This window comes from Halobacillus sp. SY10 (assembly GCF_045401165.1).
GTDB classification, from domain to species: Bacteria; Bacillota; Bacilli; order Bacillales; family Halobacillaceae; genus Halobacillus; species Halobacillus aidingensis.
The window spans coordinates 3,260,188-3,285,458 of sequence record NZ_CP174345.1 but is presented as its reverse complement, the minus strand read 5'-3'; the positions used below and the strand labels follow the sequence as shown (position 1 = coordinate 3,285,458).

The 25,271-nt window shown below is 42.8% G+C and carries 27 protein-coding genes and 1 other RNA gene; 15 read left to right on the top strand and 13 right to left on the bottom strand.

Going from position 1 to position 25,271, the window contains the following annotated elements; genetic code table 11:
• Positions 1-15 precede the first annotated feature (15 nt).
• Positions 16-930 (bottom strand): 1-phosphofructokinase, encoded by a 915-nt coding sequence (pfkB, locus tag ACJA3J_RS16865; RefSeq protein WP_406944660.1) that lies wholly within the window; start codon positions 928-930, stop codon positions 16-18.
• Positions 927-1,676: a DeoR/GlpR family DNA-binding transcription regulator gene (locus tag ACJA3J_RS16860; RefSeq protein ID WP_406944659.1), complete on the bottom strand. Its 750-nt coding sequence runs from the start codon at positions 1,674-1,676 to the stop codon at positions 927-929. The genes pfkB and ACJA3J_RS16860 overlap by 4 nt, the downstream gene beginning before the upstream one ends.
• Positions 1,677-2,042: 366 nt before the next feature.
• On the opposite strand from ACJA3J_RS16860, the gene secG reads away from it, so the two are divergent.
• From secG to rnr, 3 genes are all read left to right on the top strand, one after another.
• Positions 2,043-2,276 carry a preprotein translocase subunit SecG gene (secG, locus tag ACJA3J_RS16855; protein ID WP_089651380.1) on the top strand — a complete coding sequence of 78 codons (234 nt, stop codon included), beginning with the start codon at positions 2,043-2,045 and terminating at the stop codon, positions 2,274-2,276.
• Between the two features lie 915 nt (positions 2,277-3,191).
• The gene (locus ACJA3J_RS16850) at positions 3,192-3,935 is read left to right on the top strand and encodes a carboxylesterase (RefSeq protein ID WP_089651381.1); all 744 of its coding nucleotides are present in this window, start codon (positions 3,192-3,194) and stop codon (positions 3,933-3,935) included.
• 40 nt (positions 3,936-3,975) lie between these two features.
• Complete coding sequence (gene rnr, locus ACJA3J_RS16845; RefSeq protein ID WP_089651382.1) at positions 3,976-6,261, top strand: ribonuclease R; 2,286 nt, start codon at positions 3,976-3,978, stop codon at positions 6,259-6,261.
• 41 nt (positions 6,262-6,302) lie between these two features.
• On the opposite strand, the gene ACJA3J_RS16840 is transcribed toward rnr, so the two are convergent.
• Positions 6,303-6,722, bottom strand: coding sequence for a hypothetical protein (locus ACJA3J_RS16840; protein WP_089651383.1), 420 nt, complete (start codon positions 6,720-6,722; stop codon positions 6,303-6,305).
• 87 nt (positions 6,723-6,809) lie between these two features.
• Positions 6,810-7,682: a GNAT family N-acetyltransferase gene (locus ACJA3J_RS16835; protein WP_115894158.1), complete on the bottom strand. Its 873-nt coding sequence runs from the start codon at positions 7,680-7,682 to the stop codon at positions 6,810-6,812.
• Positions 7,683-7,839: 157 nt separating this feature from the next.
• On the opposite strand from ACJA3J_RS16835, the gene smpB reads away from it, so the two are divergent.
• From smpB to ACJA3J_RS16820, 3 genes are all read left to right on the top strand, one after another.
• Positions 7,840-8,304: an SsrA-binding protein SmpB gene (smpB, locus tag ACJA3J_RS16830; RefSeq protein ID WP_089651385.1), complete on the top strand. Its 465-nt coding sequence runs from the start codon at positions 7,840-7,842 to the stop codon at positions 8,302-8,304.
• 98 nt (positions 8,305-8,402) lie between these two features.
• Positions 8,403-8,765, top strand: a transfer-messenger RNA (tmRNA) gene (ssrA, locus tag ACJA3J_RS16825).
• A 322-nt stretch (positions 8,766-9,087) separates the two neighbouring features.
• Positions 9,088-9,513, top strand: a complete 426-nt coding sequence (locus ACJA3J_RS16820) for a universal stress protein (protein WP_406944658.1) — start codon at positions 9,088-9,090, stop codon at positions 9,511-9,513.
• 118 nt (positions 9,514-9,631) lie between these two features.
• Here the strand turns inward: ACJA3J_RS16820 and ACJA3J_RS16815 are convergent, their stop codons facing one another.
• Together ACJA3J_RS16815 and ACJA3J_RS16810 are read right to left on the bottom strand one after the other, a co-directional pair.
• Positions 9,632-10,069, bottom strand: coding sequence for a YndM family protein (locus ACJA3J_RS16815; RefSeq protein WP_406944657.1), 438 nt, complete (start codon positions 10,067-10,069; stop codon positions 9,632-9,634).
• A gap of 108 nt (positions 10,070-10,177) precedes the next feature.
• The gene (locus tag ACJA3J_RS16810; RefSeq protein ID WP_406944656.1) at positions 10,178-11,122 is read right to left on the bottom strand and encodes an arginine deiminase family protein; all 945 of its coding nucleotides are present in this window, start codon (positions 11,120-11,122) and stop codon (positions 10,178-10,180) included.
• 121 nt (positions 11,123-11,243) lie between these two features.
• Between ACJA3J_RS16810 and ACJA3J_RS16805 the strand changes: the two genes are divergently transcribed.
• Positions 11,244-12,560: an amino acid permease gene (locus ACJA3J_RS16805; protein WP_406944655.1), complete on the top strand. Its 1,317-nt coding sequence runs from the start codon at positions 11,244-11,246 to the stop codon at positions 12,558-12,560.
• Here the strand turns inward: ACJA3J_RS16805 and ACJA3J_RS16800 are convergent.
• From ACJA3J_RS16800 to ACJA3J_RS16790, 3 genes are all read right to left on the bottom strand, one after another.
• Complete coding sequence (locus tag ACJA3J_RS16800) at positions 12,549-13,304, bottom strand: YqcI/YcgG family protein (protein WP_406944654.1); 756 nt, start codon at positions 13,302-13,304, stop codon at positions 12,549-12,551. The two genes, ACJA3J_RS16805 and ACJA3J_RS16800, sit on opposite strands and share 12 nt — an antisense overlap.
• A 62-nt stretch (positions 13,305-13,366) precedes the next feature.
• On the bottom strand, positions 13,367-13,984 hold the full coding sequence (locus tag ACJA3J_RS16795; protein ID WP_406944653.1) for a LysE family transporter: 618 nt from the start codon (positions 13,982-13,984) through the stop codon (positions 13,367-13,369).
• A gap of 687 nt (positions 13,985-14,671) precedes the next feature.
• The gene (locus ACJA3J_RS16790) at positions 14,672-15,298 is read right to left on the bottom strand and encodes a spore coat protein (RefSeq protein ID WP_089651426.1); all 627 of its coding nucleotides are present in this window, start codon (positions 15,296-15,298) and stop codon (positions 14,672-14,674) included.
• Between the two features lie 309 nt (positions 15,299-15,607).
• Between ACJA3J_RS16790 and ACJA3J_RS16785 the strand changes: the two genes are divergently transcribed.
• Complete coding sequence (locus tag ACJA3J_RS16785) at positions 15,608-16,213, top strand: YpjP family protein (RefSeq protein WP_089651392.1); 606 nt, start codon at positions 15,608-15,610, stop codon at positions 16,211-16,213.
• A gap of 105 nt (positions 16,214-16,318) precedes the next feature.
• Here ACJA3J_RS16785 and ACJA3J_RS16780 read toward each other — a convergent pair whose 3' ends face one another.
• Complete coding sequence (locus tag ACJA3J_RS16780; protein WP_406944652.1) at positions 16,319-16,615, bottom strand: winged helix-turn-helix transcriptional regulator; 297 nt, start codon at positions 16,613-16,615, stop codon at positions 16,319-16,321.
• Positions 16,616-16,767: 152 nt separating this feature from the next.
• Here ACJA3J_RS16780 and ACJA3J_RS16775 point away from each other — a divergent pair, with 152 nt between their 5' ends.
• Both ACJA3J_RS16775 and ACJA3J_RS16770 read left to right on the top strand, forming a co-directional pair.
• Positions 16,768-17,748 carry a zinc-binding dehydrogenase gene (locus ACJA3J_RS16775; protein WP_406944651.1) on the top strand — a complete coding sequence of 327 codons (981 nt, stop codon included), beginning with the start codon at positions 16,768-16,770 and terminating at the stop codon, positions 17,746-17,748.
• Positions 17,749-17,764: 16 nt separating this feature from the next.
• Positions 17,765-18,259, top strand: a complete 495-nt coding sequence (locus ACJA3J_RS16770; RefSeq protein ID WP_089651395.1) for a lactoylglutathione lyase family protein — start codon at positions 17,765-17,767, stop codon at positions 18,257-18,259.
• Between the two features lie 120 nt (positions 18,260-18,379).
• Here ACJA3J_RS16770 and murB read toward each other — a convergent pair whose 3' ends face one another.
• On the bottom strand, positions 18,380-19,300 hold the full coding sequence (murB, locus tag ACJA3J_RS16765) for a UDP-N-acetylmuramate dehydrogenase (RefSeq protein WP_406944650.1): 921 nt from the start codon (positions 19,298-19,300) through the stop codon (positions 18,380-18,382).
• Positions 19,301-19,555: 255 nt separating this feature from the next.
• Between murB and ACJA3J_RS16760 the strand changes: the two genes are divergently transcribed.
• The 3 genes from ACJA3J_RS16760 to ACJA3J_RS16750 all read left to right on the top strand — a co-directional run bounded on the left by ACJA3J_RS16760 (position 19,556) and on the right by ACJA3J_RS16750 (position 22,801).
• Positions 19,556-19,714, top strand: coding sequence for a DUF1540 domain-containing protein (locus ACJA3J_RS16760; RefSeq protein WP_089651397.1), 159 nt, complete (start codon positions 19,556-19,558; stop codon positions 19,712-19,714).
• Between the two features lie 197 nt (positions 19,715-19,911).
• A complete protein-coding gene (ilvD, locus tag ACJA3J_RS16755; protein WP_089651398.1) occupies positions 19,912-21,612 on the top strand; it encodes a dihydroxy-acid dehydratase in 1,701 nt (566 codons plus the stop codon).
• A 616-nt stretch (positions 21,613-22,228) separates the two neighbouring features.
• Positions 22,229-22,801: a histidine phosphatase family protein gene (locus ACJA3J_RS16750; protein ID WP_115894153.1), complete on the top strand. Its 573-nt coding sequence runs from the start codon at positions 22,229-22,231 to the stop codon at positions 22,799-22,801.
• Positions 22,802-22,831: 30 nt separating this feature from the next.
• Here the strand turns inward: ACJA3J_RS16750 and ACJA3J_RS16745 are convergent, their stop codons facing one another.
• Both ACJA3J_RS16745 and ACJA3J_RS16740 read right to left on the bottom strand, forming a co-directional pair.
• Positions 22,832-23,245 carry a VOC family protein gene (locus tag ACJA3J_RS16745; protein ID WP_406944649.1) on the bottom strand — a complete coding sequence of 138 codons (414 nt, stop codon included), beginning with the start codon at positions 23,243-23,245 and terminating at the stop codon, positions 22,832-22,834.
• Positions 23,246-23,328: 83 nt separating this feature from the next.
• Complete coding sequence (locus tag ACJA3J_RS16740; RefSeq protein WP_406944648.1) at positions 23,329-23,868, bottom strand: flavodoxin family protein; 540 nt, start codon at positions 23,866-23,868, stop codon at positions 23,329-23,331.
• A 108-nt stretch (positions 23,869-23,976) separates the two neighbouring features.
• Here ACJA3J_RS16740 and ACJA3J_RS16735 point away from each other — a divergent pair, with 108 nt between their 5' ends.
• Both ACJA3J_RS16735 and ACJA3J_RS16730 read left to right on the top strand, forming a co-directional pair.
• On the top strand, positions 23,977-24,852 hold the full coding sequence (locus ACJA3J_RS16735) for a LysR family transcriptional regulator (RefSeq protein WP_089651403.1): 876 nt from the start codon (positions 23,977-23,979) through the stop codon (positions 24,850-24,852).
• A gap of 258 nt (positions 24,853-25,110) precedes the next feature.
• Positions 25,111-25,221 (top strand): YhfH family protein, encoded by a 111-nt coding sequence (locus tag ACJA3J_RS16730; RefSeq protein ID WP_115822687.1) that lies wholly within the window; start codon positions 25,111-25,113, stop codon positions 25,219-25,221.
• The last annotated feature ends 50 nt before the right edge of the window (positions 25,222-25,271 follow it).

Here is a 25,271-nt window from a genome sequence, read left to right as displayed (position 1 = left end):
GGTGATTCACTCCCCTTAGTTTATATTGGAAACGTGGATTTCAGTCAGCAACCGTTCTACATCTTCTTTTTGACAAAGGTCATCCTGAAAAGCTGTGGCACTTCCTGAAGCCACACCATAACGGAAAGCTTGTTCAATTGGTTCGTCTTTTTCCAGTCCTGCTAGAAAACCCGATACAACGGAATCTCCCGCTCCGACAGAGTTTTTCACATGACCTTGAGGTACATTGGCGAACATTTCCTGGTTCTGCCCCACATAAACAGCGCCCTCTCCGCCCATGGATACAATGACGTGCTCAACGCCTTGTTGGATTAACTTCCTTCCGTAAAGGGCTGCCTTTTCTTTTGTATCTATCTCAACGTTGAAAAGCTCACCCAATTCATGATGGTTCGGTTTCAATAGGAAGAGCGGGTGGCCGAGCAATTGTTCCAATGCTTTCCCTGACGTATCGGCAACGACTTTTGTTCCATTTTCAGCACAGATTGAAGCCATGGTTATATAAAAGTCGGACGGCAGGGAAGAGGGAAGACTTCCTGCTAGTACAAGTGTGTCTTTATTTGAAAGGTTTTTCACTTGCTCTAAAAGTTCTTCCTGTAAAGGTTCTGATATTTCCGCTCCAGGGCCGTTGATTTCTGTTTCGTTGTTACTTTTCAACTTCACGTTTACTCTTGTCGTTTGTGATGTTTCGATAAAAGCATGGTCAATGGCTTCCTGATTTAAAAACTGTTGGACAAAAGCACCTGTAAAGCCGCCGATATACCCGAGCGCTTTGGTTTTGACACCAAGGCGGTTCATGACACGAGAAACGTTTATGCCTTTCCCCCCAGGGTAATAGAAGGTTTCTTTTGCCCGGTTCAAAGCCCCTGCTTCAAATGCTTCAACGTTCATGATGTAATCGATGGAAGGGTTTAATGTACACGTGTAAATCATGTTGTCACAACCTTTATATTCGTTTTCTTACGATAGTCTTCAATTGATGCACCATTATAATCTGTAATGATTTCTGCTTCTGACAGATTAGAGAACTTCATGAAAGCGACCTTCTCAAATTTGGAATGATCGGCAAGGACGTAACGATTCTTCGATAAGTTCAACGTCATCTGTTTAATCGCCGCTTCTTCGGGATCGGGTGTTGTGTACCCATCCTGTAGGGTGACTCCGTTCGCTCCCATGAAACATTGGTCGAAGCGGTATTGTTGAAGGTTTTGAATCGCACCGGCTCCGACAACCGCGCCTGTCTGGTGTTTAACAAGACCGCCAAGGACGTAGGTTTTGATCTGATGGGTGTTCAAGGCATCCAGGTGACTCAAACCATTCGTTACGACAATGATATTTTTCTCTTTAAGGAAAGGAATCATTTCAAAAGTGGTCGAACCAGCATCAATGAAAATACAGTCTCCCTCCTGCACAAGGGAGGCGGAGAATTGGGCGATCGCTTGTTTTTCGCTGTGAAACTTTGTGACTTTTTCCCTCATGGTCGGTTCTTCACTCGCGGAGCTTCTTAATGACGCTCCCCCATGGACGCGCCTTAAGAGTCCTTGTTCTTCCAACTGATCTAAATCACGGCGAATGGTCGATTCTGATGCACCTGTCACTTCAACTAAACGTTTGATTTTGGATGTATGATCGTTTTTGACTGTTTTTAATATAAGTTGTTGGCGCTCTGGTGTAAGCATGTTCCTACACTCCTTGCATGTCTTCTATATTTATAATAAAAGAAAACCCTTACAAAAATCAACCATAAACTTTCAAAATCAATCAAAACCATTCATAACTGTTCAAAGATGAGCAGATTGAATAAGATTAAGATTTTATATCACCCTTATAAGAAGCGGTCCGTACCCAAAGAATCTTCTGCAAAAATAATTTGTCCTTTCTATCATTAAATAAGTTTTATTTCCTATACGACATTCTTTTTTTTTCAGTTCGTCCGTTACCTGTGTATAAACCTTTTATGAATTTAGAATAAGCTTGCTGATGAAAGGCTTTTATGCTACATTTAAACTAGTTATCTGTACGTTTTTAGGAGGTGTGGGCACATCATGGAAACACTTGCAATTACTTTACTAACCATCAACACGATTGCAATGATCGTCCTTGTACTATTGCAATCCGGAAAGAGTGCCGGTCTTTCCGGAGCGATTTCTGGCGGAGCGGAACAACTATTTGGGAAGCAGAAAGCACGGGGAATTGACGCAGTGTTGCACAAAGCAACGGTAGTAACAGGCGTTCTTTTCTTTGTTTTAGCTTTCTTAACTGCATATATCCTCGGTTAATCAAAAAGACTGCGCTTCATAAAACGAAGCGCAGTTTTTTTATGTTCTCCTAATTCAAAACTTAACTAGCTAAAGCTTCTGATTGTGGAAGGCTCAGTTTCGAGACTTTTATTGAGTGGATGGGGGCTGCAGGTAATAGCTCGCTTTCCGCGGGAGCGCGGTGAGCCTCCTCGGACTGCGTTCTGTGGGGTCTCACCATGCACTTTTTCCCTCTTCGATATCCGGTTCCGGCGCCTAGCGGCTAGTGAGACTTCCCTCGCTTCTGTACGATAAGTCAACATCGAACCACTCCGTTCTTCGTGTTTCCTTTATCTCCGCCAGCTCAGTCCAGTCCATACGCCGCTGATCGAGGCGCCTGCACACTTAGAATAGGAGTCTCGCCATTCCCCTTCGCCCTTTGCCATACAAGTATCTCGAAACCACTTCCGGAATAAGCAGCTCTTATGCACATGGTAATTGGAGGGGAATCAACTCCTAAGGACACTATTTTACATGCTAAAAGTTTGTTATAGAGCGCTTTATGCTTATAACACTAAGGTAGTGGAAGGCACCCTCCCACAGTAAAGGGGTTCGTTTATCTCAATTCTCGAAGGGGTGGTTGGGAAGCTGCGAGACTTCCGTGGGAGAAGGAGATAGACGAGATCCCGCAGGACGTAGTCCGAGAAAGCTCGGCGCTCCCCCACAGGAAAGCTCGGCGCTTCCCAGCCACCCCCCACCGCTCAACACAGCAAACGAACCCCGGAACATCTCAAAATCAAGTCTTCCATAATCCTGCCATTTAGCTTAATAATAAGGTGAAAAGGTAATTCAGGTTCAAAATGTGCCAGGGGAACTTAATTTTGGTAAAATAGAATACATTGCACTTTAGAATGAAATCTTAAAAACAGGACATAGATGAAGTAAGGAGAGAATGACATGAAAATTAAACAACCTCAGCCATTTACGTTTGAGGAAGGAGAACGTGCGGTATTATTACTACATGGTTTTACTGGTCACTCTGCCGATGTGCGGATGCTTGGCCGGTTTTTACAAAAGCACGGCTATACGACACATGCACCTATTTATGCAGGGCATGGACAAGAGCTTGAGGCATTGATCGAGGCAAGACCTGAAGATTGGTGGGCGGATGTTCAAAACGCCTTGAACCATTTGCGCGAGCTTGGGTATGAGAAAATTGCTGTCGCCGGATTGTCACTTGGAGGCGTCCTTGGCCTGAAACTTGCTTATTCGGAACCAATCAAAGGAATCATTACGATGTGTTCCCCGATGTTTTTTGACAATGAGAAACAATTAACCCAAGGTTTTGAATTCAAAGCAAGGCAGTATAAACAACTAGAAGGAAAAGATAAAGAAACTATCGATCGCGAAGTAGAGGAGCTTCTGGATGAATCAAAAGAGATGTTCAAGCAATTGGGCGGATTTATTACAGAGGTTCATGACGAAGTCGATCAAATTTATACTCCTACCTTTGTTGTACAAGCAGAAAATGATGAAATGATTAACACAGAAAGTGCAAACTATATTTATGAACAAGTAGAAGCTGATCAAAAAGATATTAAATGGTACAAAAACTCTGGTCACGTGATCACAATGGATAAGGAAAAAGAGCAGCTGCACGAAGACGTCCTCGCTTTCCTAGAGTCTCTGGACTGGTCATGACGCCGGAGTCTTGTCCTTCATTTAAAAGGAGGTAAGACAATTGAGTATAGAGTTAAAACAGCAAATTTTAGACTTTTTCAAAGAAACAGCATCAAAACCACTATCTGTACAAGAACTTGAAGAGACATTAGAACTTGGGAGTTCTGATGAATTCAAGGACCTCATGAAGGTACTGAATGAGCTTGAGGAAGAGGGAGAGCTTGTGCGGACGCGTAAAAACCGCTTTGGTCTTCCGGAGAAGATGAACCTGATTCGCGGACGTATTCAAATGCATGCGAAAGGCTTCGCTTTTCTAATCCCTGATGAGGAAGACAAGGATGATGTGTACATTCATCATTCCGACCTTCATTCAGCCATGAACAATGATAAAGTTCTTGTCCGTATTGAAAAACGGAAAGAGGATGGGACGCGGCCGGAAGGTACGGTCATCCGTATTTTGGAAAGGGCCACGACGCGTGTCGTTGGAACATACGAATCCAGCCGCAATTTCGGTTTTGTCATTGCCGATGATAAGCGGATTCCAAATGATATCTTCATTCCGAAGAGTCAGAACAATGGCGCCATCGATGGACATAAAGTGATCGTGAATATAACGAAGTTCCCGGAAGATCGTATGAGTGCTGAAGGGGAAATCGTAGAAATTCTCGGCCATAAAAATGACCCTGGTATTGATATCATCTCCATCATTTATAAGCATGGCATCAAAGTGGACTTTCCAGAGGAAGTGTTGCAACAAGCGGCAGACACGCCGGATGAAATCCACCCAGATGAAATCAAAAACCGCCGCGATCTGCGTGATGAAATGATCGTTACGATTGATGGAGCGGACGCTAAGGACCTTGATGATGCCGTCATGGTCAAAAAGCTTGATAACGGCAACTATAAACTCGGCGTTTCCATTGCTGATGTCACCTATTATGTTGAAGAAGGCTCTCCGATCGATCAGGAAGCGAGGGAACGTGCGACGAGTGTGTATTTAGTGGATCGTGTTATTCCAATGATCCCGCACCGTTTATCCAACGGGATCTGCTCCTTGAATCCACAAGTGGATCGTCTGACATTGACTTGTGAAATGGAAATCAACAGCCATGGAGAAGTCGTGAACCACGAAATTTTCCAAAGTGTCATTAAGACCAATGAACGAATGACCTATAAAGATGTGAACAGCATTTTACAGGACGAGGATCCTGAATTGATCAAAAAATATGAAGAGCTTGTGCCTATGTTCAGAGATATGGAGAAGCTGGCGAGTATTTTGAGAGGAAAAAGAATGGGTCGCGGAGCGATTGATTTTGACTTTAAAGAAGCCGGAGTGGTCGTTGATGAAGAAGGTAAAGCTGTCGATGTCCGCTTGCGTGAGCGTTCTGTCGCAGAGCGTTTGATTGAAGAGTTCATGTTGGCTGCGAACGAAACTGTAGCTGAACATTTCCACTGGATGGATGTTCCGTTCATTCACCGTATTCACCAGGATCCGGATGAAGATAAGCTCCAGAACTTTTTTGAGTTTGTTGCCAATATGGGGTATTCAGTAAAAGGAACGGCCGATAATGTGCATCCGCAGGCTTTACAGAAGGTGCTGGAAGAAGTTAAGGGCACACAGGAAGATATGATTATCTCGAAACTGATGCTGCGTTCCATGCAGCAGGCGAAGTATGACCCTCAAGGTCTCGGTCACTTCGGATTGGCCACAGATTTCTACACTCACTTCACTTCCCCGATCCGTCGGTATCCGGACTTGATCGTCCACCGTCTGATCCGCACTTACTTAGTTGAAGAGAAGCTGGATTACAAGACACGGAAACATTGGAAAGATCAAATGCCTGAAATCGCCCGCCATTCTTCAGAAATGGAACGAGCGGCAGTGGATGCAGAACGAGAAACGGATGATTTGAAAAAGGCAGAATTCATGCAGGATAAAATCGGAGAAGAATATGAAGGTGTTATCAGTTCAGTGACAAGCTTTGGAATGTTCGTCGAACTTCCGAACACCGTTGAAGGACTGGTGCACGTTAGTACATTGACCGACGATTATTATCATTACCATGAAAAGCAATATGCCATGATTGGTGAACGCACAGGGAATGTTTACCGTATCGGCGATGAAGTAACCATCAAGGTGACGAATGTAAATATTGATGAGCGAGTGGTTGATTTCGAAATTGATGGCATGAAACCGAGGAAAGAACGGAAACGCCCAGAGCGTCCGAAACAGATCAAGTCCAAAGGACCGGATCGCAAAAAAGAGAAGAAGAAAAACAAACAAAAAGGGAACAAACCTTTTTACAGAAACAAGGGCGTTAAAAAAGGAAGCAAAAAGAAAAAATAAGAAAAACGCGCGAAATCATTCGCGCGTTTTTTAGTGAAGTTTTATGCACTGATCGTATTTTGAACAGTGGCTACATCTTGTTCATTCAAATAGCGTGCCGAATTGGTAAGGTCCAGATTTACGAAACGGGACCACTGAGACAATTCATCGGCTTCCACGAGGTGGTTATTCATGATGCTGCCTCCGTTTTCAGCGCAAATGTGATAAGAAACAAAAAGTTTCCCCTGCATCAATTCGCGATCATGAGAGACAGAAACGATCGTCCATTGATCTTTATCTGTTTGTTCCCAATCAGATGCGAGGGCATCTTCTGTCGTTAAGGAATAAAAAGTAGGTTCATTATGATCAAAGAAAACAATTTTCCCTTTTTCATCTTTTACGATATATCCGGAACTTTTCCATGTATGACGTTCCAAAGCATGACCTTCATCTAACAGCTGTACGGCTTGCATAAAGTTCATAGTCTTTAATCCTTTCTTGCGTTAAAATTTTTCCTTAGAGGATTCTAAATACTATGAAGGAGCTTGTCAATATATGCAGGAGAATTTTCATAATTGTGGCTTTTTCCAAGAGCCATAAAGAATCCATGGTTCCTGGACATCATAGGCGGTCAGTTCAGGAATGTTCTTAAATCCCTGGTCGGAAAAATCAATCCAGCAACCGACATTATCCGGGTTGTTATTCCAATGATGGAGGATGGTTTCAAACAAGCCGGGTTGAGCATAATGATCGTCCCAAAAGTATTTGACATGAGAATAATCGTATTTCTTTGTATCATTTTTTATGATGACAAACCGGCTTTGATCGGGATTCTCAAAAAAGGAGCAAGCCTGTAAATAATCATCGGTGAATAGAGCCTCGTCAAAAGGGAAGGGATAGTAGCATTCGTATGGAAAAGTTCCTAAGGAGTTTTCTTCCAAACCGGTCAACAGGCCGCGCTTTCTTTTTAAATCATGGACAGGATTCCATACAGGACCTGGCGTATGTCCTGTCAACAAATCGGGGTGTTTTAAAATCAGGTAATGGATGATTGGCCCTTGATCGATCCCGAGTTTTTCAAGGACACGTCTTGCAGGTAAATTTCCAAGGTGTGTATTTGCGCCGATCCAGCTTACTCTTGGATCTCTTCTCAATTGATTAACGACAGGCTTGAGTAATTCGGTGGCGTTTCCTTTCATATGAAAGCGGCGGTCACTTCGCAGCCGGCCGAGCATAGCGAATTTATCCTGACCAAATAAGCTGTAGCCGCCAACAGCAAGCATCCGTCCATTTTGAAAGAGTCCGAAGAGTTCATGACTGTCAGAAGTGATGAGACGATCAAAAATCCGTACCACATAGTCGTCTTCTATCCCTGTATCCATTTCATTGAGGGCGGGGTAGTCTTCTATCGTTAATGGTTTTACGTTCATGACTTGTTCCATTCGTTGTATCTCCTTTATCAAGCATGTGCAACTTTATATTCTCACACGCTGACAGAAAAAGTCTATTCAGACAGATCAGATTTCATCCGTTTGATATCAATTGGAAATGACAATGAGTTTTGGTACAATGAAGGGACGCAACAGAGGAGGAAAAGGTATGCCAAGAGGACATGGAAAAACGTTAGCTCAAAATAAAAAAGCCCGTCACGATTTTGCCATAGAAGAAACATTTGAAGCAGGAATCGTTTTACAGGGGACAGAAATCAAATCGATCCGTAATGGACGTTTGAACTTGAAAGACAGCTTTGCCCGCATCAATAAAGGGGAAGTGTATTTACACAACATGCACATTTCTCCATACGAGCAGGGGAATATTTACAACCATGAACCAACACGGGCACGTAAGCTGTTGCTGCACCGAAAGGAAATCAACCAGCTGATTGGTCAAACCCAGCAGAAAGGTTATTCTTTAGTTCCATTGAAAGTATATATTAAGAATGGTGTGGCTAAAGTGCTTGTTGGAGTTGGTCGAGGCAAGAAGAAATATGATAAGCGAGAAGATCTGAAGCGTAAACAACAGAAGCGTGAGATCGACCGTGCAATCAAGGACAGCCTTCGCTAACGCATACCCCCTTGAAAAATATTATATTTCTGCTATAATAGTATTTGTCGTCAACACGACATGGATGAACAGCTTGACTGTTATCCCTTAATCCTAACGGGGACGTTACGGATTCGACGGGGATAGGTCGAGCTCGGGTTGCGAGTCGAGCGACGCCTCGTAAAACCGTCATTTGCCTAAATATAACTGGCGAATCTAACGAAAACCTAGCTGTAGCTGCGTAAGTAGACTATAGCTGATCCTTCCTGGCATCGCCCATGTGCTAGATGAAGGGTCTCAAACTAAAGTGGGCTACGCGTTTTTCCACCGCCTGAGGAAAAACGAAGAGAACAATCAGGCTAGCTCCTCGGAAGCCTGTTGGTAGGCTGAAGAGGCAGTGAACTATAATATATCAACTACACTCGTAGAAGCCCGAGTGCCGATATCTCCGGACGTGGGTTCGACTCCCACCGTCTCCACCAATACATACATTGGTGGTTTTTTTATGCTTTAATTTTCTTTCAAGGGAATGTAACTCCTTCATGATGCCCCCTTAATAAAACCTTCTCCTTCCTTCATACTCATTGTTAAAAATGATTTCCATTCATAACTAAGATGAAATTTTTGTATTTATAACAGAACAAATTTGGTAAAATATTCTTAAGGAAACCTTTAGCAAAACGAGCGAAGGAAAAGTATCTTCGAAAAGCTAGGGTCTTTTTTTATAAGAACAACCGGAAGCGTTTTCAATTTTATTGTGAAGCTATTCTATTCATAAATATTTCTTTGAAGGAGCGAATTCTAATGTCGCAAAAAATTTTAGTACCGATTGATGGTTCAGATTTCTCGATAAGAGCTTTACTTCATGCATTGGAAATAGCGAAAGTAATGGATGCAGAAATTCTTCTTTTAAATGTTCAATATAATTACAATTCCCCTAATATCAATCGGTTTGTAAGCAGAGAAGAAGTGCGTAAGTATCAGCAGGAAAGTGCCAAAGAAGTGATTGATGGTGCACTGAAAGTAGTTGAAAATTCAGAGGTAACCGTTCACACAAAAATGAGAATTGGTTCACCAGATTATGAAATTGCTAAAGAAGCAAAAGAATCCAATGTCTATAGTATCGTAATGGGGTCTCGTGGATTAGGTGCGATTAAAAGTAAGATTGTAGGCAGTGTTAGCTTTAATGTCCTACATGTAGCGTCCTGTCCAGTCACAATGGTTAAATAAGTAAAAACAAGAAGCAATCATGAGTTTCTGTCATAGCTGTTATCTGTCAACATGCGACAATGAAATGACCATCAAATAGAAGACCTGGTCCCCTGATTTTGAGGGAGCAGGTCTTCTATTATTTCTTATCATTACCTTCGTATGGCGTCAGCTCTTCAGAGGCTTCTGTGCGCAGTTCTCCTGCTGGAGTGAATGCATCGTTGTCGGTTTCATTTTCTTCCATGGTTCTGACGACAGTTTGATGGAAGAAGTATTCAAATGTGGCTAAAGAGAGTGCAGAAAGGAAGGAAGCGGTGAGAACTCCGTCCCCGATTGTAAGAGCTTCTGTCATAAAATAGACAAAACCGAAAATTAACACTACATCGATCAGTGTGGCTGTAGTGTTTTTAGTACGGTCAAGAACGATTCGGTCTCCTACAGCATAGCCCACTAGGCTAAGAACTAAGCTGATAAGAAAAACATCTCCAAAAGGGATATTAAAACCAGCACCTAAAAGAATGAAAAGGATCGCAAACGTGAAGATGAATTTCATTGCGAATAATTTAAGATGTTCCATAATAAACACCTCCTAATCTTATCCTTTCTCAGTCCTTTATTTGTCATTCGTATAGAGAAAACGAATGTTGTAACGTTCAGAAGAAGAGAGCACGCATACACATGCTTTCTAACTTCTACGCTCAATAGGCAAGGTCATACAGCGAAGTCCGCCCCCGCCAGCTTCCAATTCATCAACATCCACTTCAATCAGCCGCTTCTTTATCAAACGCTCATGGCGAAAGATTTTTTTGTGAGCTTTCGTGCTGATGAGTAATGTTTCTGGATCCAGGTTCAAGAAGTTGATATCTGCCACCGTATGTTTCACTTCATCGGTCCAGATGATCTCATATCCATGACGATGAAGGAATTCGTGCATCATGACATACGTGGATCCATCTGCAGATAAAATTTCGACAGGAAAATAGCGCATATAACTTTTAGCTAAAGCTAGTCCTTCTCCAGCAATATTGAAATTCATATCTAAGTGCATCGTATCTCCACGACGGGGAAGGTCGATGACACCGATCTCAGAAAAACCGAGAGGAATTAATTTATCTTTTAACGCTTTTGCGCTTTCATAGCTTGACCGCATTCCCACATTGATAAAAACCGCATCCTTGCTTAAAACAAATACATCCCCGTTCTCAAGCGCATTTACTGTATCATTTTCGTGAATGGAAAAATGTGCTTCATCAAACCATTGCTCAAAAACCTTATGTGCATGAATATATTCAGGTCTCCTCATGGTGGTTCCCGCTTCCCCAGGGATTACATGATTCCCGAACACACAGGCGAGATCACGGACAAAGACGCGGTTGATCAACTGTTCATGGAAAGCCCTTTCCTCATCTTTGAGGAAAGTGGAATAGTCAACAACTTGAACCCCCGCGTTACTCATGGCGTCGACCATTTTGGTGAAGCATCGTCTCATCTTATTGCTATCTGCTGTCTTTTCCCACCGGAGATCCGTTGCGGTTTGTTTATCAGGGACATGGAGGGCAGAGGGTGTACAAACAACGACACTCTTAAGCTCGTCAAATTCATTCCAACAATTAGGGGTCAATGTAAACAAGAATGCCACGCTCCTTTTTTCATCTCTTGATACTTTCTCCTCATCACAAAAAAACATTCTTGCTCCGCCGCACATAATCCTGACGAATCATTTCAAACTAAATGCAGGAGGAGGGGTGGGAATGGCTGATGTACATAAAAAAGGTAAGCTAGCATGGTGGCAGCTTTCATTCATTGGGATTGGATGTATTATCGGAACAGGTTTTTTTCTCGGATCCAGCATTGCCATCGAAAAAGCGGGACCAGCTGTATTGCTCGCCTATTTATTGGCGGGGATAGGGACCTATATCGTTTTCCGGTCGCTGGCCGCCATGACCGCGAACCATCCTGAAAAAGGGTCGTTTCGGACGTATGCCAAACAAGCCTTTGGGCCATGGGCTGGATTCAGTAACGGCTGGGTTTACTGGTCCTCAGAAATGTTGATTATGGGGAGTCAGCTGACCGCCCTCGCCATTTTTGCACAGTTCTGGTTTTCGGCGATTCCATTATGGATGTTGGCCTGTGTTTTTGCGGTCCTCGGTCTCTTGGTCATTTGGCTTGGGGTACAACAAGTAGAGAGAATGGAGAATGTTTTCGGACTGATTAAGATATCTGCGATTCTTATGTTCATTCTTATTGCTATTCTTGCTATGACTGGAGTGATCGGTGGAGGAAAACCACAGGCTGTAACAACCCCGATGTCTGCTCTTTTTGATGGAGAGTGGTCCGGACTTTGGATCGCCCTGCTTTATGCGTTTTACGCCTTTGGTGGCATCGAAGTCATGGGATTGATGGCTAATGAATTGAAAGACCCGAAAGATGCACCAAAATCAGGAACGCTGATGCTTATTGCGCTCACCTGTGTTTATGTGGTTGCCTTTTATTTTGTTATCACTCTTACCTCGTGGAAGAATATCTCGACAGAGGAAAGCCCTTTTCTCACAGCCTTGACAGAATATTCTTTTCCTTGGGTGCCGCATCTCTTCAATAGTGTATTAATCATTGCGGGATTCTCAACAATGGTCGCTTCTCTTTATGCGGTTACAACGATGGTGATGACTTTGAGTGAGGAAGGGGATGCCCCGAAGATATTCGTAGAAAAAGAAGAAGGAAAAGTCTCAAAACCTGCGTTTCTTCTGACGATAAGTGTTGTGATCCTCTCCATCATTCTTGCCGTCCTCCTTCCTGATCGGATATTTGAGTATGTAACGACGGCAGCAGGCTTGATGCTCTTATACAACTGGGCTTTTATCTTATTGTCATACCGGAAATTAATGGTGAAAGGGAAAAAGGGAACGGCACTCGTGTTCATTGGGATCAGCCTGATCGTTGTTGCTGTAACAGGAACATGGATCGACTCCATGACGAGAATCGGTTTCCTTGTCAGCCTTTCGTTCTTAGTCCTCATCGCAGTCGCTACATGGGTGAAACAAAATAAAACACCCCAGTCAGGGGCGTAAACTTTTCCATTTGTTTTTCAGAGAGGTAAAAGGGCATTTGGGTAAGGTCGACTCATCATCTTTTAAAAAGTATTGCTTCCATTCATGGTTATCTTTTTGCCCATACCACTTTAATGCAGGATGTGTGGGAATACCGTCATATTCCACCAAACGCTTACGAATCACCTTTTTGATCTTCCTGCCAAAAGGAGTAGAATCATTGATCTCATCAAAAACCCAACGTGGCTGAAAAGCGAGTAACAGAAAAGGAAAGAAGCGGCTGTTTCTTATTTCATGAGCAGGGGTTGCACAGAAAGCAAAGTAAGGTTCTCCATTGAAACAAAATTCCCATGACGGGTCTTCAGGATCTTTAGGGATGTCTTCAGGCCAAGGAGCAGGGTCTTTTTTGTGCGTTTCGTTGAGCGTATTCCAGAAAAGATCTTCATAACCATCGATGGTTGTTTGTTCTTCCAAGAGTGCTCGTGTATCGCAAAAGATGACGAGCGAAGCATAGTTCCCCGTGTCTCTTGAAATTTCTCCATAATCCTTTAATAAACGAGCCAACTGATTTGTACTATCATTTGTACGTGGATCATCCACAAAACCGAAACGCAGCATATTTTTCATAAACCCTTGTATTCCAGGCACACACGGATAAGGGGTTTCACGCTGATTCATCATGTCCGAAAATTGCTCGTAAGCCTCATGTTGCCAAAGTTCAAGGTTATTTGTATGGTTCTCTATATCTTCTTTGGTGTACAACATAAAAAATCTCCCTCCTAGGATACATCCATATCCTATTGGAGAGAGGAGTTATAGGTGACTGTCTATCCAACAAACATCTTGATTGCCTGATACCCAAAATAAAGTCCAAAACCAATCAACAATAGCCCTGAAAATACAGAAACTCCTCGTAGCAACCTTGCTGTCATCCATCTTCTAGCGCCTGAAGCGGTTCCAGCCATTGTCAGGTCCCACAACATAATTCCAATAAAAATTCCCCCGCTGTAAACAAGCAGTTGAGCATGTTCATATTGAGAAGAAATTTGGGCTAGAATGGAACCGTAAATGCCGATCCAAAAAAGAATGTTCAAAGGATTGGATAAAGCCATCAGAAATCCCGTTCGGAAAGCTTTCATTTTTGTTGATGAAAGGGAGCGGTCTGTTTCTTTTGTATGGGAGGCAGTCATGCTTTCTATGCCTGTATAAATCAATACGAAAGCTCCGAAAGACCAAAGGAACGTTTTCACTAGAGGGAGTTCTACGTATTGAGCAAGTCCAAGGTAGATCATAAGCATAAATAAGGCATCCGCGCACATCGCTCCCACCCCGACAAGCCAGGCATGCCAAAAGCCATACCGGATCCCCTTGTCCAACTGGGCAGCATTGATGGGACCAATCGGAGCAGATAATGATAGGCCTAGAAGAATATAACTGAAAAGCAAGATGAACGGCCTCCTTTATAGGTGCATGTCCCTATACTATATTAAAACGCTGATCCTTGTATTAATAAAATCGCACACCACCTTATTGCATTAAAGCTCCCTTTTCTTGAAGACTCAGTTTCGAGACTTTTGTTGAGTGGATGGGGCTGCGGGGAATAGCTCGCTTTCCGCGGGAGCGCGGTGAGCCTCCTCGGACTACGTCCTGTGGGGTCTCACCATGCACTTTTTTCCCACAGGAGTCTCGCCGTTCCCCTCCGCCCCTTTGCCATATAAGTGTCTCGAAACCACTTCAACAAATAGCGGAACTTCCAAAAGTAGCGTGTAGATACTAAAGAGTGTACATTTTTCATGGAAAGCCTGCTACAGAGCGCTTTATCAATCTAGGACAGGGATGGTGGAAGACACTCGCCCTGGGCTAAGTGGGTTCGTTTTTCACACTTATCAAATGGGGTGGTTGGGAAGCTGCGAGACTCCCGTGGGAGAAGGAGATAGGCGAGATCCCGCAGGACGTAGTCCGAGGAAGCTTGCCACTCCCCCACAGGAAAGCGAGTAGCTTCCCGCCACCCCTGACGCTCAACATGGTAACGAACCCCGAAAACATCTCGAAACTGAGTCTTCCACAATCCTGCCATATAGCTTAATATGTAATCGAAAGGACGCCCGCTAAAAGCAGGCGTCCTTGGTTGTTTAGTGTGGCATGTTTCCTTGAGGAGCAGTTGTATAGCTTTGTAGCATTTGGTTCATGTCCTGTTGTTGCAACTGTGGAACCTGGTAGTACCCATGCTTGTTCTGATAAAGGAAAATCTCATAACTCATCTCGATGAAGTTCGGGACGCTGTCTGCAACCACACGGCGCAAGACAGGGTTCGTCATTTCCAGCGCTGTCATGGACAATAAAGTTGCAAGCGTCTTTGTTTGTCCCAGCATATAGGCGGAGAGCCCTTTATCTGCGAGTTCATTGACCGATTGGTTCGGTTTCTTTGGTTGGCCGGGTTTGATTCCGTAAACGACTTCGTTGCTTTGCTGCATTTTATATTGTTGTGTATCTTGAGCTGGATCTTGACCTGTGCTGAAACTCTGGACAATAGTGTTGTACATTTGAGTCACAAACGCATGTTGACGCTGCTGAATGCTTTGAAGCTCAGGGTCCTGGATATGCTGTGCATACATCTGATACTGATCAAGCATATTGATTAAGCTTGCGATGACTTCATGAGCATCAAATAACTCATGTCCTCCGTGGTTGGGATTCATCATGTTTTGTGGCATTTGCTGTCCTTGCTGGTTTTGATTTTGACCTTGATTTGGATTCATATCTTTACCTCCTCCTTTTTCATCTTTTAAGTTTTCCTTATTTTCTTGTTTCATGTATAGGGAAAGAAACCCACATGAAAATTGGAGGAGTCAGGAATCTTTGTAAGCGTGAATTTCAAATGTGGTGAACTGAAATTTTGACAGGCAGTGGAGAGTAAGGACTCCTTAAACGCTGTTAATGGTATGCTGATGATCATTCAACAAAAGGTGCAAAAGTGAGAAACTGGAAACGGTTTCTTTTTGCTTATGGACAACCACGGAGAAAATGGTAAAATAAAGTCATCCTGAAATAGAGGGAGAATGTCTGAAATGAAGCCGCTAATGAGAAAAGTATTTGTTGTACTTATATCTGTCATGACTTTAGGCCTTTACGTACCACCGATGCAGATCGATACAGACGCAGCCGATAAAAAAGAGCTGTCGGCCGATCGGCATGTTCAAGAATCACCTCATTCCTCAAAGACAGAAGAATTCGAAATAACCCCTCCATCCTCTGTTGAGCCTCTGACAACTGATGATTGGATTGAAACAATAACGGAACAAGCAAAAACACAGACGCTTACAAAGATGGGACCACGAATTATTGAAAAAGTAGATGAAGACATGACAACGACGATCTTACCAAAAATCGAAGAGGTCATGGAGGAGATCCTTACATCTGCTGATGAAAACGAAGTCCCTTATTATGAAATTACAGAAGATCCATCTCCGGGATATGGAGAAAGAATTTTTAATATCCAAAACAAACATACAGATGAAGAAATCGCCCGTTTTCATGTGCGAAGAGATAAACGGCCTGGTGAAGGATACTGGTTTAACTTCCATTATCATTTGCAAGAGGATGATTTCATGAAACACCATGAGCTTGGCGAGATTTATTGGGAAAAAAACACGCCACCGAAATGGATGTCCTAATAAAGAAAGCGACCTGACAACAGGTCGCTTTTATTTTTGCATGAAATCCCGGCCTGTCCAACAGCTGTTCATCTGAATCCCTTCTTTTTCTGCGTAATCATCACCTCATTGACACATTCCATAAAGCACAGGTTGAAGCTTGCGTCCGAAGTCAGTCGTAGAGTACACCACCCTTGGAGGAACTTCTTCAAAAACTGTCCGCTTCACAAGTCCGTGTCCCTCAAGCTCTCTCAATTGTTGGGTCAGCATTTTTTTGGTGATCTCAGGGATGGTTCTTCTCAATTCATTGAACCGTTTGTCCCCTTCATTCAAATGCCAGAGTAATAACACTTTCCATTTTCCTCCGATTAAATCAATCACTAAATTGATGGCGCATTGGTATTCCGATTGCAGTTCCTTCATCGTGTTTCCCTCATTTCTAACCATCATTAGGTTACCCTTTAGTAACTCAGTTACTGAAAAGTGCCTTCTTGTTTCTACCTGAACCTCTCGTTAGTATATAGTATATCGTTTCACTTGTTGAAGGAAACTGTTTAAAGAGGAGATGAAGACTGTTGAAAGCACTTCTTTTACAAGATAAAAATCAATGGAAAGAAATGAAGGTGCAGGAAGTAGAAAAGCCTTATCCTAAAAAAGGAGAAGTTTTAATTGAGGTTCATGCGGCTGGGTTGAACCCTGTGGATTATAAGACTGCAACGAATGGCAATCCGAATTGGACGTACCCTCATATCCTTGGTCTTGACGGTGCGGGGACGATTGTCGAGCTTGGAGAGGATGTGACTGAGTGGGAAAAAGGAGATCGAGTGGTCTACCACGGTGATTTGCTAAAAAAAGGGGCTTATGCGCAATATGCTGTAACGACAGCTCATACGATTTCCCACATTCCTGATGAAGTCAGTTTTGAAGATGCGGCTGCCTTGCCGACAGCTGGGTACACCGCTTACCAAGCCATCCATCGTAAGCTACCGTTGGATCAAGTGGAAACCATACTGATTCACGCAGGAGCAGGGGGTGTTGGAGGTTTTGCTATTCAACTGGCAAAAGCGACAGGAAAGACGGTCATTACGACAGCGTCGGCCCATAATCACGATCATGTCCGCGAGTTAGGTGCAGACTTCGTCATTGATTACCGTAGTGAAGATGTCCAACAAAGAGTCAAAGAAATCACAGATGGTAAAGGTGTCGATGCAGTTGTGGACACAGTAAGTCGCGACAATGCTACCTTATCACTCGAATTTCTTTCCTTTATGGGCCATCTGGTATACATTGCCGGTGCGCCTGATTTCACTAAAGTAAAACCCTTTACCAGCGTTGTATCGTACCATGAAATCGCCCTAGCAGCGGCACATAGAGCGGATGTAAAGTCTCAAAAAGATCTTGCTGTTATTGGGGATGAGATGCTTGAGATGATGGTTGAAGGAAAACTTTCGTCTCTACGGGAAGAGACCATCTCATTGGAAGAGGTTCCACAGGCTCTTGAGCGACTGTCCGAACGCCATGTAAAAGGTAAAATCGTAGCGAAAATAAAATCATAAGAAGGAGTTTTAAACCATGTACCCATATCCAAGAAGTTTTTCACATATCGGTTTGTCTGTACCAAATTTAGAAAAAGCGATTGAGTTTTATACAGAGTTATTCGGGTGGTATGTCATTATGGAACCATCAGACGTCCATAACGATGATACACCAGTCGGTCAAATGTGCCGCGACGTTTTCGGCAATGATTGGGACACATTCAGAATTGCTCACCTATCTACCGGAGATAAAATAGGTATTGAACTTTTTGAATTCCCGCACCAGGAAGATCCGGAAGACAACTTTGAATATTGGAAGACAGGCATCTTCCATTTCTGTATTCAAGACCCGGATATCGAAGGCGTTGTCGAGAAAGTGAAGGCCAAGGGTGGAAAACAGCGCATGCCTATTCGGGAATATTACCCTGGGGAAAAACCATACAAGATGGTTTACGTAGAAGATCCTTTCGGAAATGTTTTCGAAATTTACACCCACAGTTATGAATTGACCTATTCCAAAGGTGCTTATTAAGGAATAACGATATGTCCTTATTCATAAACGAGCCGTTTTGCCAACTTTGAAACGGAGTCTTCAAGATCATGGAACTTAGGTGGGAATAAGAAAGAGCCTGCGCGTTGCGCAGGCTCTTTTTTAGTCTTTATCATCACCGATGATTCGAACTTCCCGTTCCAAATCGACTCCGAATTTATCTTTAACCGTTTTTTGAACGTGCTCAATCAAAGAGATATAATCAGAAGTCGTTGCATTATCTTTATTAATGATAAACCCAGCATGCTTTTTAGAAACTTCTGCACCACCGATATTGGTGCCTTGAAGATCGCTGTCTTGAATCAGCTTTCCAGCGAAATATCCCGGAGGCCGTTTGAAGACACTCCCGCATGAAGGATACTCAAGGGGTTGTTTAGACTCGCGCTTGAACGTCAAGTCGTCCATCACTTCTTTAATATCTTCATATTTCGCAGGTTTCAGTTGGAATGTGGCCTCTACTACGATATCTCCATTATCAGATATGTTACTTGTTCGATAATCAAGATCAAGTTCAGCTGCGAGACGCTTCACGAGAGTTCCGTGTTTATCTACCACATACGCGTAGTCGAGCACATCTTTGATTTCTCCACCATAAGCACCTGCATTCATGTATAACGCCCCTCCGACAGTTCCAGGGATACCACAGGCAAACTCTAATCCGGATAACTTTTTATCAAGAGCATAACGAGAGGCGTCAATGATACGGGCACCGCTTTGGGCGACCACTGTGTTGCCTTCAGAATAAATGGCATCCAGATGTTTTAAGTTGATGACGATTCCACGAATGCCGCCGTCTTTAATAATTAAGTTGGATCCATTTCCAAGCAAAGTGAAAGGGATATTGTCTTCATTCGAAAGCTTTACGACATTTTGAATTTCTTCGTAGGATGTTGGAGTAATGAAAAAGTCGGCTTTTCCGCCAAGCTTCGTGTATAAGTGGTCTCGCAACATTTCATCCACTTTAACATTTTCCTCTTTTACGAGTTCCAACAATTTATTATAGATCTTTTGCTTCTTATTCATAAACACCAGTCCTATTATAAGTTGATTATATTCTGATTGGACCTCAATCAGTTTTTCCAGCGATCTCTTTTCATACAATTTATGAAATAACGTGGGAAAAGTTCATTTTGACCTTTTACAATCACGCTTCCTATTCTATCACAAAACGGAGTGGTCATTGTGTAGGATTTTGCTTCAGACCTTTGTGGGGAGGACTGACACGAATATTCAACGTCCGTTCAGCAGAAAATAACGGTTATAGGGAGGTGTTAGAGGATGGCGCTGGATGTAAAATGTGAAGTTCGAAACTGTGTTCATAACAATGACGGAATTTCCTGCGGAGCGGATGAAATTTTCGTTGTCAGTCATAAAGGCAAAAAAGCGAGCCACAGTGAAGAAACGGATTGTAAAACATTTGAACCTGCAAATGTGTAAGATTCCCCCTATAAATCAAGGTCTGCTTTTTCAGCAGGCCTTTTTTTCATTTTTTTCTCTCAATGAAAGCGTTTTAATTGTAGGGAATGTTTATTATATTCAGAAAAATCATTGCTATGCTCCTTACTTGTTAGTATTATCATGGTAAGTTCATTCATTTACGAAATGATTCGACCATTTTTTAAGGGGTGTTAGGGATGGAGAAAACGAAAAAAGATCTAAGAATAAGAAGTAAAGACATCAGTGAAGGCGTCAATCGAGTCCCGAACCGCTCGATGTTGAGAGCTGTTGGATTTACAGACGAAGATTTCAAAAAACCGATGATTGGAATTGCGAGTACATGGAGTGAGGTTACCCCATGTAATGTACATATCGATAAACTTGCGCAAGAAGCGAAAAGTGGAGCCGGTGAAAATGGCGGAGCGCCGATGATTTTCAATACCATTACAGTAGCTGATGGGATCGCGATGGGACACGAGGGTATGTTTTATTCTCTGCCAAGTCGTGAAGTGATTGCAGATTCCATCGAAACTGTCACAAATGCTGAAAGATTGGATGGTCTGGTTGCCATCGGCGGCTGCGACAAAACGACACCAGGCTGTTTAATATCCATTGGCCGTTTGAATATTCCTTCGGTGTACGTATACGGAGGAACAATTCAACCAGGAAAGCTTGATGGAGAGGACATTGACATTGTGTCGTCCTTTGAAGCTGTAGGAAAGTACCATGAAGGACAAATTGACGACGAACAGCTGCACAGAGTTGAATGTCATGCATGTCCTGGAGCGGGTGCTTGTGGCGGAATGTACACAGCGAATACGATGGCTTCTGCCGTTGAAGCTTTAGGCATGAGTATTCCTGGGTCTTCTTCTACACCTGCGGTTAACGATTATAAAGAAACCGAATGCAAACAAGCGGGAGAGCTTGTCATCGAGCTGCTCGAAAAAGAGATCTATCCTCGCGACATTATGACCAAAGAAGCATTTGAAAATGCTATCACCGTGGTTATGGCCTTAGGTGGATCCACAAATGCGTTCCTTCACCTCCTTGCTATGGCCCATTCTGCAGGAGTTGATTTGACACTTGATGACTTTGAGCGCATCAGACAGGAAGTCCCTCATATTGCAGATATGAAGCCGAGTGGTAAATACGTGATGCAGGACCTGTATGAAAGTGGCGGCGTTCCAGCTGTTATGAAATTACTCCTTGAGGAAGGTTTATTGCACGGTGACTGTCTTACAGTCACTGGAAAAACGGTCGCTGAAAACTTGGCAGAAGTCCCTTCTCTTAAAGAAGGCCAAAAGGTTATTGTTCCTTTTGACCAGCCGATCAAAGAAAAAGGACCACTCGTCGTTCTGAAAGGAAACCTGGCTCCTGAAGGGGCTGTGGCCAAAATGTCCGGCCAGAAAATCAGCCGTTTCGAAGGACCTGCACGTGTGTACAACAGTGAAGATGAAGCGACGGAAGCAATCGTCAACGATGAAATCAAAGAAGGAGATGTTCTCGTCGTACGAAACGTAGGTCCAAAAGGAGGACCTGGCATGCCGGAAATGCTTTCCATTACAGCCATGATCGTAGGGAAAGGATTAGGCGGAAAGGTTGCTTTGCTTACGGATGGTCGTTTCTCAGGTGGGTCCCATGGTTTCGTGATTGGTCACGTTGCTCCTGAAGCAGTCGTGGGAGGTCCTATCGGGTTACTTCAAGAAGGCGATACCATCACAATCGATAGTGATACACAGCAAATTAACTTTGAAGTTGATGATGAAGAATATGAGCGCAGAAAAAGCGAGTGGAAACGTCCAGAACCTAAGCATAAGAGAGGCGTGCTGGCGAAGTATGCCAGACTCGTATCTTCCTCTTCCAAAGGCGCCGTTACAGATTTGGATCTTGATGAATAAAATCATATGCTTCACAAAAAGCCCGGACACCGCTCCGGGCTTTTCTATTTATCCCCCAACAATCTTCCACTAAAGCTCCCTATTCTTGAAGACTCAGTTTCGAGATGTTTCCGGGCTTCGTTTGCCATATTGGGAGTCAGGGGTTGTTGGGAAGCTACTCGCTTTCCTGTGGGGATGACGGCAAGCCTCCTCGAGCTTCGCTCTGCGGGGTCTCGCCAGCCAATCCATTCCCACGGGAGTCTCGCAGCTTCCCAACAACCCCATTCGATCCATGGAGAAACGAACCCCTCTATCATGATGGGACGTCTTACTCCCCAATCAGAAACTGGTAAAAAACGCTTTACATCAAGCTTTCACCGTTGGAATGCCCAATGGGGGGGAGTTTTAAATTATCTACTTCGTTTGAGCATACAAGCAGAGATTCTGAGAAGTGGTTTCGAGAGACTACACATGGTAAAGCGACTCATTCCCCGCAGCCCCTACCTACTCCATAAACATCTCGAAACTGAGTCTTCAACAATCCTGCCATTATGTGTAATAAGTATTGTATAAAAAGTTAGGTTTAAAGGATATGGTCATCTTGTTGTAGAAAAGGAAGGAGGGAGGGTGATTAGAAATGACGAAGGTTGCATGGATTAGACATGGAAGTACACCATGGAATAAAGAAAAAAGGGCGCAGGGAAGCTCTGATATTCCGTTGGATGAAGAAGGAAAGGCGGATGCTCGAAAATTAGCCGAACGCTTACATAAGGAAACATGGGATGTTCTTTATTCAAGCCCACTAAAGAGAGCGAAACAGACAGCGGCATTCATCAGTGAAAAAGTAGGGTTGGACATTCAATTTGACTCTCGAATAGTAGAAGCTAGTGGTGGTCAGATAGAAGGAACGACAGAACCTGAAAGAATCAAAAAATGGGGAGAGGACTGGCGGTCTTTGGACTTGAGCATCGAAACCCCTGAGAGCGTTGTTTCCCGGGGGATGGCATTTATGGATGATGTTTTAAGAAAACATGCAGGGAAGAAAGTCATCGTTGTGAGTCATGGTGCTTTAATCAGTCATTTATTGAGAGAACTGGATAGTGAAAATGTTAGAGATGAACATATGAAAAACACTTCTTTGTCAGAAGTTCATCTTAGAGAAGAACAATGGTTTTGTGATCGTTTTAATTGTACGATCCATTTGGATTGAGAGAAGCGGCTCAGAGGTGAGCCGCTTTATTTATTGTTCTTTTGTGTAGTTTAAATCCCACGTGATTCCGTAAGGGTCTTTCACTTTCGCATACGTAGCACCCCAAAAGGTGTCCTGTAGTTCCATCATTACGTTTCCACCATCTTTTAACCGGTCGTAATACGTCTGAATTTCATCCGCACTTTCACATTCTATTACGAGGGCAATATTGCTCCCAGTCTGAACGCTTTGGTCTGTAAATGAATCGGAGACCATAAAAAATAAGGCATCTTTTCTGAATTGTGCATGCATGACTCTCTCGTCAATTTCCTTCGGGGTTTCAAAATCAGCCTCCCCAAAGGTTTGGAGATTGATAATCTCACCATGGAAGACTTGCTTGTAATAGCCTAGCGCTTCTTTTGCGTTACCGTTAAAAGTAAAATAAGGGGTTGCTTGATGCTTCATAGCCTTGAAACACTCCTTTTGGAATTTTTTATCCACCACCATTATAAGATGCTGAGAGAAATAAAACAAGAACATTTGTTCGTTTATTTTTTTAAGGTATGGTTCCAGGCATTCATTTTATCTAAGGCAAGTAAATCTTCCTTAATTTCTCCAGGTTTGACTGCATTCCCTATAACATAATCTTCGAATGACATTCCTACAAAATCGAAAATATGCCCGAACTGTTGAATCAGAGGCAGCCCTGAAACATAAGGATTACTTCCGCCTGTAGTAATCACATAGGCTTTCTTTCCGCGCACCTGATTTTTGAAGTCAAATCGATCATCACGCATATATTGGGACCAGCGGTCGAAAAACAACTTCATGTGGGAAGTCATTCCGAACCAGTAAATAGGAGTGACAAAAATGATTAGGTCATGAGCTAAAAACTCAGACAGCACGGATTCATAATCATCATCGACAGGTGAAAACCCTTCATCCGTATGCCGCATGTCATTGATCGGGTGTATTTTATAATCACTGAGGCGTAATTGTGTATGCTCAATTCCTTTCATTGCTTGTTTGACGAGGTATTCAGAATTACCGTTCTTTCTGGAACTCCCTAAAATAGTCAATATTTTCATTCAGTGCTGCCTCCTTTGCTTTTAGAAAGAGTATATCATTGAACATGTCATCATTGTTATCTATACTTATTGATAATAACTATTGTAAAAAATGATAGAGGTGTACGTATGGATGTATCCTATTTTTATACTTTTAAAGAAGTGGTCAAGTGGGGGAGCTATACCCGTACGGGGGAAGAACTCGGTTATGCTCAGTCCAGTGTGACGACGCAAATTAAAAAGCTTGAAGATTACTATGGGGTGAGACTTTTTGAGCGAGCTGGACAGACGATGCGCTTAACCCAGTCTGGCGAACAGCTTCTATATTATGTCGACCAGGTCATCGGTTTATTAGAAGAAGCGGAAAGCATGCTTTCAGACAATATTCATATGCGAGGGACTGTGAGGATTGGTGCTGTTGAATCCTTAGCCGCTTATTTCATATCGAAATCATTGAAAGCTTTTAAAGAACAAAATCCTGACTTAAGAATCCAGTTGGAATCCGGACTCTGTCCAAATCTCAAAGACGGTGTGTTAGAAAGCCATTATGATCTCGCTGTTGTTCTTGATGAAGAAGTGAAGCATCCTCTTCTGAAAACTTCACTTCTACGAAAAGAAAGAATGGTTATTGTCGCTGCGAATGAACACCCTCTTGTTGGTGAGAAGAGGGTTAATTTACGGCGGATAGAGGATGAAACGCTCATTCTGACAGAAAAAGATTGTTCTTATAGAAATATGCTCGAAAGGCTTTTAAAGAAACGTGCAGTAGAACCACGTTCTGTGATTTCATTTACAAGTCTTGAAGCGATCAAACAATGTGTGATTGACGAGCTGGGTATAGCGATGCTGCCTGAAATGACGGTAGCCAGAGAACTTGAGGATGGAAGTCTTTGTGCTTTGGACTTTGATTATGAAGAATTGGACTTATACATCCAAATCATTCATCACCAAAAGAAGTGGTTATCGCCATCGCTAGAGAAGTTTATCGAACTGCTTTACGAGTAAAAATGAAGGTAACTTTGACTGTATTAAAACAGTACTGTTAGGGGGTTTATGGTAAAATTTGATTTCAGAAGTATAAAATGTAAGGAAATAAAAATACAAAAAAGGCGCTGACCCCTTTGACAGCGCCTTTTTTGTATCCAACATATGCCTAAATTAAAAAAACTTTCAGAAAACGGTTGCAATTTCCTCTTCCTCACAGTAAACTGTACCATAACAGATAAACAAAATAACTTCTGTTATATTAAAGGAGGAGCTAAAATGAAAAAACAACAAAATGTCCCTTGTCCGCAGTGTGGTTCGAAAATCGAAGGTCATACTTACAATTACATGATGGAATGTGATCGTTGCCTTTCCAAAAAAGATGAATAATTTTTTGTTTTAACTGTTATATATCAGGGGAGTTAATTGTTTGTTAGTAT